The sequence below is a fragment of the Marinobacter sp. SS8-8 genome (assembly GCF_030540945.1).
In the GTDB taxonomy this organism is placed as follows: domain Bacteria; phylum Pseudomonadota; class Gammaproteobacteria; order Pseudomonadales; family Oleiphilaceae; genus Marinobacter.
This window is the reverse complement of the sequence record NZ_JASSVN010000021.1, coordinates 41,766-55,476: the sequence shown is the minus strand read 5'-3', so window position 1 is coordinate 55,476 and position 13,711 is coordinate 41,766. Positions and strand designations below refer to the sequence as shown.

Below are 13,711 nucleotides of genomic sequence, written 5' to 3'. Positions count from 1 at the left end.
CAGAACCTGGGTGCCTCCGAGGTATTGACGCAGCTGTTTACCGGGCGTGAGCCGGCTTTTATGTCGGCACCGGAACGGGGCTAACAGGGCTTTTTACGGGGAGGCAGCTGAATAGTTACAGAATTAGAGAGGATCAGCCGAGCCTTCCAAGAACTGGAAACGTCGACAACATCCATGACGCGAATAGAGTCATCTGACCGGTGAGCACCAACACGCCCATGACAACGAGTACCAGGCCTGCAAACGCTCTCAGCAGTCGACTCCAGCGACTGAACCCGCGCACTCGTTGGCGAAAGTGCTCAATGAATAGGGCAGTTCCCAGGAAGGGAAGAGCCAGCCCTAACGAATACGCAGCAAGATACAACATACCGGCCTCGGCATTGGCATGGGTGGAGCTGAGCGCCAATATAGCCCCGAGTATGGGACCTATACAGGGTGTCCAGCCGATGGCAAATGCTATCCCCAGAAGAAAGACGGCAGTGGGACGTCCGCCTTCAAGTGACTGTCCAATGCGCCATTCGCGCTGCAATGCCGGCATGCTCCACCAACCCAGCATAAACAGACCCATTAGAACGATGAGCACGCCGGCCACCAGGTTGGCCTCTTCACGATAGGCCATCAACCATTGCCCTAAAGCACTTGCGCTTGCTCCCAGGGCAACAAAGATTAGACTGAACCCCATCACAAAACACAGGCTTAGCCAAAGAGCCTTCAACCGATTCGAAGCCTCGGTCAGAGCACCTCCGGTAACAACCGACAGGTAGCCGGGAACCAGAGGTAACGTGCAGGGTGAGAAAAACGACACGAGACCACCGGCAAACGCAGCGGCAATTCCCCAAGTTGCAAGATCAGGCATTTAGCCTCCAAGTTTTGTAAGTCTGTCAAATTGCCCGGAAATCGAATTTGATGCCTTCCCTGGACGGGCCGTTGTTTATGATGGCCCGTGCCCGCCATAGCATCTTGCCAGTACCACACTCCGGCAGGGTAATAGTTCCCTGGTAAACACCCTGGGCATTTGCTACCAGCTGGGTGCGAACCACGCCCATGTACATTTCAAGCCCTTCAAAATCAACGATCAGGGAGTCGGCCGTCATGTTATCGAGACGCACGCGAATGGGGATTTCTGTCATCGATACGATGGCTTCGTTACCCAGCTCCACTGTGATGGTTTTATCGCCTTTTTGCCCGATACACTGACCTTCAAAAGGTGCGCATCCTTCCGCGGCGTAATAAGTGATACCGATATCCAGATCAGGCTTAAAGTACTTCGGCGATACGAAGATTGTCGCAGCTACCGCGCTGAAACTGGCGATACCAAATAACCATGACCACCTCTTGAAATGCTGTTTCAATGACATCTTTGAGTTACCCGAGACCTAAAGTGAGTGTTGTCTGTCATCCTTGGGAAATTAGGAAGGGCTTTGAGCCTGATTAGAATTCTGACTTTCGTTCTGTTGGTAGCGACGCTGGTCCTCGGTCCATAACGTTTTCAGGTACTCGATCACCGATTGAATTTCCTGGTCGATGAGAATGTCCCTGAACGCTGGCATTGTCATCCGGTCCGCCTTGTTGAAGGGGTGTCGCCACCCCTCCGCGATCATCCTGAACAACATGGCATCGCTGTGACGCCAAGTATGGCCTGACTCATCGTGCGGTGGCGAGGGCATTTCGCCTTTCTCATCCGGTTTGTTCCAGTCAGCAGCACCTTCGCCCTGCCATCCATGGCAGGCGGCGCAGTATTGCTCATAGATCCGGCGGCCCTCAGTCATTTCGACCGGTATTCTTTCACTGGTTGTTGAACCACCCTTAGCCATCGCTAGGACCGGGGCAAGGACAAGGACCGCCGGGAAAAAGCACCTATTCATTAAGAGGCACCCATTCGCCAGAGACGTTCCGCGACAGCAGATCTCCGTTTTGAGTGCCCACGACGAGCCCTTCCGTGGATGAGAACGTCAGAGCGGTCACCGCCTGGGGTGTATCAAGGCCAGCCCAGGTTTCGCCACCGTCAGAACTGTGGTGAAGTTGCCCCTCGATCACGGCGTAGACGTTTTCCGGGGCCGAAGGATCGTAATAAATGGCGGAAACAGTTCCTCGCAATTCGCCGGCATCGCCCCAGAAGCAGAAACAGTCCATGGAGCGCGCAACACCACGGGTGGTGCCAGCGAACAGCCAGCCACTTTCCATGCTGCCCGGCATATCTGAGTGCAGAAACGCCTGCACCGGCTCCCGGGGGCCACTGTCTACCTTCACCCATTCGGCACCGCCGTCCCTGGATCGGAACATGCCACCGTCACCAAGATAGGCGTAGAGCGTTTCCGATTGGGTGGCGTGGGCGGCAATGGCGGTTATTCCGAAATCCGGCAGGGTGTCATTGAGGGATTGCCAGCGCTCGCTGGCGTTGTCATAGCGCCAGATGCCAAGGCCAGGCCCTGCCAGGTACGGGCTTTCGTCCGCGCCCTTTGCCATGGAATGGGGTTGAGCGCCGGAATCGGACGGTGGCAGCGGAATGTCGGCGGCAGTCTTACCATCAAGAACAAGCAGGCCGCTATCCCGAAGCACCAGCAGGGCGCCGGAGGAGTCAGCCGCCAGCGCTTTCACTGCTTGGGCATCATTCACAGACTCGGCTTGAACCAGGCCCGGCATGACGGCAACCAACGCCAACAGGAAAAGCCCGGAGACGGCAGAATTCATGCGGTAAACCAACGCTTTCATGGGGCTGACCTCAGTAATCCTTGTGTTCACGGAAAACACGTTGTTGGCCGTTGGTGTTGAAGGCGATGACCTGATAATCGTCCTTCCGGCCCGTTTCCATGCCGGGGGCACCATGGGGCATTCCGGGCACGGACAAGCCAACCGTGTTGAACTGCGGATCCTCAAGGTAGGCCAGGATGTCATTGGCCGGCACATGTCCCTCAATCACGAGGTCACCAATCAGTGCGGTGTGGCAGGATGCCATATCGCGCGGCACCTCGTGCTGCTGCTTGATGGCATTAAGGTTGGCGGTTTCAACGATGCGGGTCTCAAAGCCATTGGCCGCGAGGTGTTCGGCCCAGGACTGGCAGCAACCGCAATCGGGGCTCTTGTAGATGGTGATGGCTTGATCTATCTCTTTACTGGTGGTTAACGCAGCTGATGTCTGAGCCGATTGGTCGGCCTGGATGGCCAATGAGGTGGCTCCTGCGCTGACAACGATAGCGGCTACACCCGAATACAGAGCGAGCTTCTTAATCTTCATGAAAAATCCTCGAAACGAATCGTCTTTGAGCAAGGTCAAGCCCGGGGTGTGGATCCCCGGGCCAGAGCTTCCGTTAGAAATGGTGCCCAAATGGCTATTTGGCGGTGGTACCTTTGTCTTTCGTACCAACGTGCATGCTGTCGTCACCATGAGCCTGCATCATTTTCATGCACGCCTCAGTCATGGCTTTACGGTCTTCGGGGGACATATCGGACATCATGTTCATCATGCCGCCCATACCCTCCATGCCGTGCGAAGACATCATGCCATTATGCTCGGAATGACCGGCCATCATGCCGTCGCCGTCGCCATGGGCAAAGGCAGAGAATAAGGCGACGCTACTGACCAGAACGGCTGCGGTTACGGCGAGATTTAGTTTTGAATTACGCATTTGATCCACTCCATGTAAAGCCCCGTTACGGATGAACCGAAGTACGAGACTTTGTTGCAAGAACTAACGTTAGTGAGCTTGCCGCGATGGGCAAAAACTCCGGTTAAGACTCAGGAGTGATGTTCTGGAGGGGGTGTAATGGAAGCCAGGAAGGGATCCTGATAGAGGGCCGCCTGTGCGGCCAAAATCGGCTGGGAGCCAGTATCGGTAAAACCTGTGAAGTTCCCCGGCAATAGGACAAAGCTGACACTGACGCCGCATTTGATCAGCCCAGTGGCAGTTTGACAGGCCCCTTCAGGGGCAGAAACGCAATCCGTTGCTGTGTCTGAGGAGGAAACAGTGCTTTCGGCCGGCTCCATCATCATGGAGCCGCAATCCGCCATCGCAGACTCCGCCTGGCCGGCTGCTACTTTGGACAAAGCAAACGCCGGCCCGCTGATCACCAAAAGCAGTGACAGTAATACAATGATGATGGGGCGGTTCTTTGCGGACATCTTGCTTTCAAGCACCAAGCTGTGACGTTGGGAAGCTACGACATACGATCTACCGATCAGTTCCTTAAAGCCTACCACCATTTCGCTCCATTGTAGGCGACCACAGTTGAGAGTTTTCCGAGCTACGCATAACGCTCTCCGTTAAAACCGTATTTGACCATTACTCCGTATCGGGTATCGCCGGCTTCCAGTTGTGGGGCAATAGCTCGTCGATGGCGTTGTTTTTCTGCATATTTGTTCGAGTTTGAGCGGTAGCTTCTGGCCAACGAGCTTCCCCCTTGTTCCAGGGAGCTTTGCTGATAGGAAATGTCATGATGTGGCCCTCTTCGGAGGGTAAGGGCCTTAAAGTATGGTTCAGAAGATTGTTTTCTGCTGACCAACCTAGTCGCAAAGCGTACCCTGAGCTCGGGCGATGACAGCCCTCAGAAGAGGCGCTGTTTGAGAGTTGGGGGCGTCATCCTGCGAGGGGTAAGTCCATGGCTGGTGGCTACCAGTCCAGAATTAAGGGGTAGCTGTGCATTGAGGGTTATGCCTGGGTCGGCTTTGTGCTGATTCTGCAAACCCAGAACAGAACGGGCGACCGGCCGGCCCAGTGGTAACGCGGGTATGCACCCGAAATACCCGGTTGATCAGGGTTTCGGTAATAACCTCTCCGGGGCTGCCGATGGTTTCGAGCCGGCCGTCCGCCAGAACCGCAATCCGGTCCGCAAATTGTGCGGCCTGGTTGAGATCGTGGAGCGACATCACCACAGTTAAGCCGTGCTCACGGTTCAGCTTGGACAGCAGTTCCAGTACTTCCAGCTGGTAGCCCCAGTCCAGAAACGTGGTGGGTTCGTCCAGCAGCAGAATGTCGGTTTCCTGGGCCAGGGCCATGGCGATCCATACCCGCTGCTGCTGCCCTCCGGACAGCGCTTCTACCGGCCGCTCCGCCAGATCCGACACCCCCGTCATTGCCATGGCATCCAGGGTTGCATTGTCGTCGGTGGTGAGGTTGCGTTGCCACCATTTGCGGTGTGGGAAACGACCCAGCGCCACCAGATCCTGAACCCGAATGCCATCGGGAACGATCGGTTTCTGGGGCAGCATGGCGAGCCTGAGGGCCAGTTTGCCCCGGTGCCATTGGTCAACTGGCTGGTCGTCCAGGTAGACCTGACCGGACCGGGCCGGCAGCAGGCCCGCAAAGCTTTTCAGCAAGGTACTTTTACCAGAACCGTTGGGGCCCAGCAGGCAGGTAATCCCACCCTCGGGAATGGACAGCGAGACGTTGTCCACGACCGGCTTGGAGCCATAGGCAAGACAGAGCTGCTCGGTTCGTAACATGGAGAATCCCGGCCTCAGGGTTGTCGCGATAACAGATAAAGAAAGAACGGTACACCAAGGACGGCGGAAACCACACCCACGGGCACTTCGTAGGGCGTAAACACTGTTCGGCCGAGTAAATCCGCCAGTACCGCCAGTACCGCTCCCAATAGTACACACAACACCAACTGGACTGGAAGATTGGCCCCCGCCAGCCGTCGGCTGATGTGCGGGATCAGCAAGCCAATGAAGCCAACGGGACCCACCACCCCGACGGCGCTGGCCGCCAGCAGGGTGGCAATCAGCAGTGCAAGGGCGCGCCAGCGGTTCAGGCCGAGGCCCAGGGTGCGTGAGTGTTGGTCGTCGAGTTGCATCACGCTCAGTGGGCGCATGAGCAGAACCACACCGATCAGCCCGATGAGCGTCCAGGGCAACAGCGTATGAAGGTGTTGCCACGCGGCGCCATACAGCGAGCCGGCGAGCCACTGGGCAACCAGCTCGGTGTGGGCGTGGCCCCAGAATGCCAAGGCACCGGTGGTCAGTGCGTGCAACATGCCAGCAATGACCGCGCCGGTCAGGGTCATCTTGACCGGAGACAGCTGGCCATGCCGCATGCCAAGGAAGTACACCGCGAGCGCCGTCACCAGCCCGCCTGCCAAGGCAAAGAGTGGTAAATACTGAAGGGCAAACGAGGTATTGCTGTAGGGGTTCTCGCTGGAAACCAGCCAATCGCCAATGATGAAAGCGATGACGGCTACAAGACTGGCGCCGGCGGAAATGCCGAGAATGCCCGCTTCTGCCAGCGGGTTGCGGCTGAGCAACTGTAACAGCCACCCTGACAGGGCAAAGTGAATACCAATCAGGGCACCGGTCAGCGTGCGGGGCAACCGTAATTCGAAGACCACCCGCTCTACGTGTTGCGAACTGTCGCCGGTCAACCCGGACCACACCTGGGACCATGTCAGGTCCACCGCTCCGAGTTGGACGCCCGCGACGACGACAACAACCAGACTGAGCCCACCAGCCAGAAGCAGCCGGGCAACAGAGCCAGTGCCTGGAATCCGAATGCCGCGGCGGCCTGCCCGAGGAGTTGTCGTAGCCGGATGGGTCACCTTATGCACTCCGGGGTGAGGTTCGCGAATTGAGCAGATAGATCAGCCAGGGGGCCCCAATAAGGGCCGTCAGCATACCGACGGGTAGCTCCTGGGGAAAGGCCAGTTGCCGAGCCAGGATATCCGCCGCCAGCAACAACATCCCTCCAAACAGAGCGCTCAAAGGCAACCAATGCTGGATCTGGTTGCCGGCCAGCCGCCTGGCAATGTGCGGCGCCACCAGTCCAATAAACATGATCGGGCCGGTGAAAGCGACCAGTGCAGCAGCCAGCAGTAAAGCCAGCAGCAGAAAAATCAGACGCCAGCGACCGACGGCCAGCCCCATGGCCAGCGCCAGATCATCATCAAGTTGCAGCAAACGGAAGGGCCTCTGCATCACAAACAGGGCACCGAGCGGAAGCAGCAGCCAGGGCAGCACCATCTGGAGTTGAAGCCAGCCCCGCCCCATCAGGCTACCCGCCAGCCAATAGTAGAGCTCTGCCGCTTCCGCACCGGAAACCAACAGAAGGCCCGTGGTCAGTGCCGTAGCCAGTGACGTGACAGCGATGCCGGCCAGTACTACCCGTTCGGGCTGAAGCTGATGGCGGCCAGCGATGGAGAACGTCAGGGCTCCACCCAGCAGGCCGCCGCCAAGGGCCATCAACGGCAGCCACATGGCGCCCGGTGAACTCAGGGTTCGAAGCGACACGACCGCCAGGGCAGCGGAGGCGATCACGCCGGTCAGGCCGGGGGATGCCAGTGAATTCCGGGTAACGCCCTGCATGACAGCACCCGCAACCCCGAGAGCGGCACCACCGAGAATTCCGAGCAGGTTGCGCGGCAACCGCAGCTCCAGCACGGTGATGCGCGTCAGCAAGTCGCTGCTGCCGTCGATAGCTGACAACAACAAGGTCGGCGACACCCATCGTGAGCCCGCCATCAGGCCAATGAAGAACAACAGCACGAGGAGAAGTACCGTTGTTCCATAAAGGCCCATGGGACGTGTGGTTGAATCGTCACCCGTCATTTTTCGGCTTCCGACGTCAGCAACAGTCGCTGGATATCGTCCAGGATACGTTCCCGGGCAATCGGACCGGCACCCTCTTTCCAGTAGTGCGGCACTTCGTAGACCTGGTCAGTCCGCACGGCCTTGAGATAAGGCCAAATGGGGTTCATCGTGAACGCGCGCTGACGGCTGGTGGGCAACAGCAGAATGGTATCCGGGTTAAGTTCCAGCAAGGCTTCAAGACTGATCCAGTAACCCAGTGGGATGCCACTGTCGGGATTCGGCGTCTGGCCACCAACATTGTCGAAACCCAGACGCTCCAGCAGCGCCGTCGGCAGAAAATGGTCGTAATAGACGAAAGGAGTTTCACTACCGCTGGTCAGCAGCGCCACGGTCTCCGTGGGCTTCCCCTTGTTGCGCTCCGCGAGCGATTGAACGCGCTCCAGAAACCGAGAGTTGATTTCTGTGGCTTTTGCGGGTTTGCCCAGTGCCTGACCGGCCAATTCCACTGCCCTCAGACTGTCCTGAATTGTGATCAGGTCCAGCGCGAGAAGCGGGGCAATGGCTTCGATCTGGTCACCGTCTTTCTCGGTATAGCGGCGAATGGCGATCACGAGATCCGGCTGGACCGACGACAGCACCTCCAGGTTGGGCTGGTGTCTCGGCCCGAGGCCGCGAACACCGCTTAACTGCGACGCCAGGTACTCGGGTACCCCCTGGAGTCCATAGTCGGTGACCGCAACCGGCACAGTACCGAGCGCCAGTGCGACATCGGCCCCGAAGGTCGAGATCGCCGCAGGCCGGGTTGCCGGTGCGGACAACCGCAGGGTTTCCCCGCGGTCATCCGTCAACCGGATAGTCCCATCCTGCGCCCATCCTGACGCAGGCGACAGCAAAACAACGAGCAGGATCGTTACGATCCGGTTCCGTAAGCAGGCCATCAGAAGTCGAGCTGCGCCTCAAGGATAAAGCTCCGGCCCGGCTGGGGCACACGGCCGACCGGGCTGACGTCCACGCCCCGGAAGTAGTAATCCTCATCCAGCAGGTTGTTGACGGCCAGGCCAAGGTTCAGCACACGATCACCACCAATGGCGAAATCGCGACCGACTCTGGTGGTGACCAGATGGTAGTCCGGCAACTCACCGGCGCTGCCATTGCTGGTTTCTTCTTCCGTGTTGTCTGCATCGCTATAGCTTGAGCTGACATACACCCAGTTCAGGCTGGCATCCCAGGTCTGGTAGCTGTACACCGCATCGGCGCTGACTTTATGGGTGGGAGCATTGGGTAACTCGTTGCCCTCGTTGTCGCCGGTCAACTGTTCGGTATCGAGGAAGGTATAGCCAAGGCCCAGCTCCCACTGGCTGTTGAGATTCCAGCGGTTTGTCAGCTCGACACCCTGGTGACGGGTTTCTCCGAGGTTTTCGAAACGACTGGCCGAACGGTTAAACTGAATCTGATCCTCGTAATCGATGCGGAACAGGGTTGCTGAAGACAGCAGGTCGGGTGTGACTTGCAGGCGGGCGCCCAGCTCGTGGTTCCACGAGGTTTCATTGGCAACGGCACCCTCACGAGTGGTCTGGGCAATCTGGACCGGCACCAGGGAACGCTGGCTGTTGGCAAAGACAAACAGATCGTCAGACGCCTGATAGCCTACGGTCAGGCCAGGCAACAGCTCATCAGCATTGTTTTCCTCAGTGTTGCCCGTAAGGTTGTCACGGAAGTCCATGTCGACATTTTCATAACGCAGGCCCGGCGTCACCGTCAGGCGGTCATCCAGGAAGGACATGGTATCACTGACGTAAAACGCCATGGCCCGGGTGTCCAGGTGCCAGTCGCGCGCCACGGAACGGTTACCGGAGGAAAACTCCAGGCGATTAACGTCGAACTCCACATCCTCGCTGACAAATCGTGCACCCAGGGTAATGTCGTGGCGGCCATGGCGAATAGCAAGCCGTGGCTCCGTGCCCAATACCGTGAACAACCGTGGTGAATCCGCAACGTGGGTCGAATCCAGCCCCGGGTCCGCCCAGTGGCCGGTGCCGCTGAGGTTCTGGCCGAAGAAGAAGGTGCGGTCGGCATCGTGCACAAAGTTGCGCCACTGGAATTCCACGTTGTCGGCCGGCGTGTAGGTCCAGGTAAAGGTGGCGCGGCTCATATCCGCTTCATAGCCATCGTAAGGTCGCTGGCTCTGGGTACGGTCCTGCTCATAGGCTTGCGGGGTCAGGGCGCCGGGAAGTTCGGCATCGACACGGTAGTACTGAAGCTGCGAGGCCAGTTCATGCTGGTCGTTCAGGTAGTAGCGGGCATCCAGGATCAGGTTATCCACTTCGGTGTCGGAGTGGTCGCGAAAGCCGTCACCGCGCTGGACGTTGGCCTGGAACTGAAGGTCAAGCTTGTCGGTCGCCCGGCCGCCGACACGGTAATAGGTATCGGTAAAGACGTTGCCGGTCTCTTCCGCGATGGTCACCCGCTCACGAAGAGTCTGGGAAGTTTCCGCCGGAATCGGTTTGGTGACGAAATTCACCACGCCGCCCACGTTGTTGGGGCCGTAATGAACGGAGGCGCCGCCCCGGACAATATCCACGGCTTCCAGGCTCGGAAGGGTAACCGGGAACAGCGACACGCCAACGTTGCTGTAAGGGCCGATGGCAATCGGGTAACCGTCCAGCAGAATCTGGAGTCGTTCACTGCGCAGCGGGTTCAGGCCGCGCACGCCAATGTTGGGCAGGATGCCCGTACCCGTTTCGTCCAGCACCGTGACACCGGGTACCGGGCGGAGAGCGTCTTCCAGATTCAGCGCTCCGGTATCCTGGAGTTCTTCTTTCTCGACCACGGTGCGGGCACCCGTGTAGGTTTTTTCGGATTCTTCTGTCGGTGGCCCCAGCCAGTCGGCGGTAACATTGATTCCGGGTAGTTGGGCGGGCGTATCAGCCTGCTCCTGTGCCAGCGCAGATCCCGTGCCAATAGCCAGAAGCGACACGGGGAGCATCGATATGGCAACGGACAGTCGGTGGCGGCGCAGTGGCGTTGAAACTTCGGACTTCGACATTGGATTCTCCAGCACGTGTTATTAAATTTGACTGCGCATTATACTGATAATGATTCGCATTTCAATTAAATTGGAGTATTCCTACCTGAAGTTCAGCTTCCCGGACTACTCAATGAAATGTGCTTTTGGGTGGGGATGCATCAGAAACGCCTGATGGGAAATATTCCAGGCGTAGGCGCCGGCGTAACGGAAAACCACCAGATCGCCAACCCCGAGCGACTCGACATCAACCCGGCGGGCGAACACATCCTTGGGAGTACATAGCTGGCCGACCAGGGTGACGGAATGATTGGCGACGACTGGGGCGGCAGCCTCCCTGTCGTGGGAGGGCAAAATGTCAAACGGATGATCGTGGGCCTGGGCCGCCGGAGTCCGGAAGTGGTGGGTGCCGCCCCTGCAGATGGCAAACCATTCCTCGCCGCATCGTTTAACGTCCAGGACTTCGCCAACATAAAAACCACAGGGGGCGGTTATGAAACGTCCACACTCAAACCGGATTTTCCAGGCGCGATCCGAATAAACCTGAAGCAATTCATCCAGGCCAGAACAAAACCCCGACCAGTCAAACTGCTGGTCGGGCCGGGTGTAATTTATCCCGATTCCGCCCCCGACATTTATCTCGGTAATGGTCAGGTCGTAACTGGCTTCCCACGCACGGACGGTTTCCAGATAGTGTTTTATTAACCCGAGGTGGCGTTTCTCATCCAGTTGATGCGACATCAGATGAAAGTGAAAGCCGCGCAGCCTGACCCTGTCCTGCCGCCCGAGCAGCGCAAGTGCGTCTGGTATACAGGCTTCTTCCATGCCAAATTGAGTAGGCACACCGCCCATGGTAAGACGTGTAGAGGGTGTGTCTGCCAGTTCGAGATTGATCCTCAAAAGAATGTCCTGGTGAGCCTGCCTGCGGCCGGCAATGTCGCACAGACGCTGCAGTTCCAGCAGGCTTTCAACATGGATCAGTTCAACGTTCTGATCAATGGCCTTTTCCACATCGGATGCCAGCTTCCCGGGACCACCGAAAATCACAGGCGTGTCTGGAAAATGACGGCGCACCCAGTCCAGCTCACCGCCAGATGCCACTTCAAAGCCATGTAAAAAGGGCGCCAAAGCGCCGAGCACCGGTAAGGCGGGATTCGCTTTGGCGGCATAGAACATCTCACAACCGGGCGGTAAACACTCGACTATGCCCTGCGCCCGGTGACGGAGCTCAGGCAGGTCATACACGTAGGCGCAAAGCGGTTCGCTGTCCTGGCTTTTCAGTTCTTTGATGGCTCGCTGAACGGAAACCGGTACTTCAGGCATCAGGCTGCCCTCCCTTGCCGTCCAAGGCGCGAGGCCGCGTCATCGCCAGCGGGTTTGGTACGTGAGTGTACTGTGATTCACGATCCGGACGTTTGAAAAGGCGGGTCATTAGGTTACTTTTGTTCGGAATGGGCTCGCCGGCCAACAGCCTGCCCAGCACATCGGCAGCCCAGGGATCGTCGGTGACTGCTAGCCAGTCGCGCACTTCACTGGCAAGCGCGTTCCACAACCGGAGTTCGATGTGGTTATCACCCCGGGAGAGGCAGGCCACGGCCTGGAACAGGTGGTTCACCAACAGACAGTACGCGATCCGCTTCCAGGCCTTGTCCTGGCTGTAATGAACGGACGCCAGCGTTTGTTCATCAAGGGTAGCAGGTAGCCCTCCTGACCAGCGGCCCGGCACCAGTTTTGTTCCCTCCAGGTCACGAACAAACACCTGGACGGGATACCCCTCCCGAATGCCCACAACCACGTTCTGAAGGTGTGGTTCAAAAACCACACCATGATGGAACAGTGACTCAAAGAGCGGTGGGATGAGTAAGGCGAGGTACTGTTCAAACCATCCTATTCTGGCGTCCTGTTCGTTGACGCCGGTGGCGGCAGCCAGTGTTCCGGCGGCCTCCGTGGCCGGGCAGCGACCGAAGCGGTCGTCGCTGAGCAGCGCGGCGGCCAGCAGGGGTGTTACGCCTGCGTCCAGATACTGTTCGAGGTTGTCCCGTAGAATAACGCCAAAACCTTCCGCGATGCTCCGGCGATCAGGCTCGGAGTGATCAGCGAAATCAAGGGTCTGGTAGGCTGGCTCGTACAGTAGACGGAATCCGCGCCACCGCGCCAGTGAAGGCGCAAGGTGAGCCTTCAGGGCTGCGGAGAGGGCAACGGCGCTTTCCAGTTCATAGACGGCATTTTTACGAATGCAGTTGGTCAGCCGGACATGGGTTGAGAATTTCAGGAAATAAGGGTTGCCTGGTTGGTAAAGCGTTCGAACCGACGCCGTTGGGTAGAACCGTGGGCCGGCCTGCCCCAGTGGTAAGATTCGCCCTGAGCGGATAGCGCTGCAGACGATGGGCAGGCGCATGAGGTAGCGTGCCTGCCAGGGGTGCACAGGCACCGTGACCCATCCGTCGGGCAGGTCGAGCCCAACGTTCGCATCTGACCCGAAGGCCGGCCCGGCAATGTCACCCCGGGTGCGAAGATCGTCCGGATGAACCGCGAAATAATAGAGAGCAAACCCCGCGCCCATTTCCGGGGAATATTGCAGGATATCCTCCGGGTCGAACCCTTCCCTGGATTTTGGTGCCGGGTGGTAACGGTGCCCGAAACTCAGGGATTGCTCAGACCAGCGGAAAGCCTCCAGCCCCTGCCCCCAATCGGCGGGAACGCGGGTGTATTCGAGAATGCTCCGCATGACGTTCCGGCTGAGAAGAATCTGCCGATAGAGCTCGCTGTTGAAAGGCTCTTCGAAACGCTGCGACATTTTATGAAGCAGTATCCGGCCCAGTTCCTCGAGCCCCAGCACCCGCCATCCCCTGAGCGCAGACTTGTAGTATGGCGCAGACAGGTAGCGGTAGTTGCACGTTCGAGAGTCTCCTGCAACCAGAACCAGCAGGGAATCTTCGGAATCAGGGAAGCCGATATGCAGCACAATGGCAGGCTCCAACGCCAGGCGAACCCGGAGCCCCTGTGGCCAGGACCAGTTCCTTTCGCCGCCCAGAACCGACAGCTCCCCGGAGGGCTCGGCAATATCCCGGCAATAACAATTCAGCAGGGCCTCCATGCTGGCCTGGTCTGCCTGATAGTCGCAGTGCTGATCCCTGAAGTAATGATGTGAAATTGTCATGGGCATG

General features: G+C 58.3%; 14 protein-coding genes. All 14 read right to left on the bottom strand.

What is annotated here, in order from left to right:
- Positions 1-133: 133 nt before the first annotated feature.
- The 14 genes from QPL96_RS16925 to QPL96_RS16860 all read right to left on the bottom strand — a co-directional run bounded on the left by QPL96_RS16925 (position 134) and on the right by QPL96_RS16860 (position 13,704).
- Positions 134-856, bottom strand: a complete 723-nt coding sequence (locus tag QPL96_RS16925) for a cytochrome c biogenesis CcdA family protein (RefSeq protein WP_303288492.1) — start codon at positions 854-856, stop codon at positions 134-136.
- A 25-nt stretch (positions 857-881) separates the two neighbouring features.
- Positions 882-1,358, bottom strand: a complete 477-nt coding sequence (locus QPL96_RS16920) for a hypothetical protein (protein ID WP_303288491.1) — start codon at positions 1,356-1,358, stop codon at positions 882-884.
- A gap of 51 nt (positions 1,359-1,409) precedes the next feature.
- Entirely contained in the window at positions 1,410-1,769 is a 360-nt protein-coding gene (locus QPL96_RS16915; protein ID WP_303288490.1) for a cytochrome c, read from the bottom strand.
- Between the two features lie 88 nt (positions 1,770-1,857).
- The gene (locus tag QPL96_RS16910; protein WP_303288489.1) at positions 1,858-2,712 is read right to left on the bottom strand and encodes a hypothetical protein; all 855 of its coding nucleotides are present in this window, start codon (positions 2,710-2,712) and stop codon (positions 1,858-1,860) included.
- A gap of 10 nt (positions 2,713-2,722) precedes the next feature.
- The gene (locus tag QPL96_RS16905) at positions 2,723-3,235 is read right to left on the bottom strand and encodes a DUF411 domain-containing protein (protein WP_303288488.1); all 513 of its coding nucleotides are present in this window, start codon (positions 3,233-3,235) and stop codon (positions 2,723-2,725) included.
- A 94-nt stretch (positions 3,236-3,329) separates the two neighbouring features.
- A complete protein-coding gene (locus QPL96_RS16900; RefSeq protein ID WP_303288487.1) occupies positions 3,330-3,626 on the bottom strand; it encodes a hypothetical protein in 297 nt (98 codons plus the stop codon).
- Between the two features lie 110 nt (positions 3,627-3,736).
- Entirely contained in the window at positions 3,737-4,201 is a 465-nt protein-coding gene (locus tag QPL96_RS16895) for a hypothetical protein (RefSeq protein WP_303288486.1), read from the bottom strand.
- Positions 4,202-4,621: 420 nt separating this feature from the next.
- Entirely contained in the window at positions 4,622-5,440 is an 819-nt protein-coding gene (locus QPL96_RS16890; protein WP_303288485.1) for an ABC transporter ATP-binding protein, read from the bottom strand.
- Positions 5,441-5,454: 14 nt separating this feature from the next.
- Entirely contained in the window at positions 5,455-6,531 is a 1,077-nt protein-coding gene (locus QPL96_RS16885) for an iron ABC transporter permease (protein WP_303288484.1), read from the bottom strand.
- 1 nt (position 6,532) lies between these two features.
- Positions 6,533-7,537 carry an iron ABC transporter permease gene (locus QPL96_RS16880; RefSeq protein ID WP_303288483.1) on the bottom strand — a complete coding sequence of 335 codons (1,005 nt, stop codon included), beginning with the start codon at positions 7,535-7,537 and terminating at the stop codon, positions 6,533-6,535.
- On the bottom strand, positions 7,534-8,367 hold the full coding sequence (locus QPL96_RS16875; RefSeq protein WP_303288482.1) for an ABC transporter substrate-binding protein: 834 nt from the start codon (positions 8,365-8,367) through the stop codon (positions 7,534-7,536). Before QPL96_RS16875 ends, QPL96_RS16880 begins: the two co-directional genes overlap by 4 nt.
- 89 nt (positions 8,368-8,456) lie before the next feature.
- Positions 8,457-10,565, bottom strand: coding sequence for a TonB-dependent siderophore receptor (locus QPL96_RS16870; RefSeq protein WP_303288481.1), 2,109 nt, complete (start codon positions 10,563-10,565; stop codon positions 8,457-8,459).
- A gap of 105 nt (positions 10,566-10,670) precedes the next feature.
- Complete coding sequence (locus tag QPL96_RS16865; RefSeq protein ID WP_303288480.1) at positions 10,671-11,867, bottom strand: type III PLP-dependent enzyme; 1,197 nt, start codon at positions 11,865-11,867, stop codon at positions 10,671-10,673.
- A complete protein-coding gene (locus tag QPL96_RS16860) occupies positions 11,860-13,704 on the bottom strand; it encodes an IucA/IucC family siderophore biosynthesis protein (RefSeq protein WP_303288479.1) in 1,845 nt (614 codons plus the stop codon). The genes QPL96_RS16865 and QPL96_RS16860 overlap by 8 nt, the downstream gene beginning before the upstream one ends.
- Positions 13,705-13,711 lie beyond the last annotated feature (7 nt).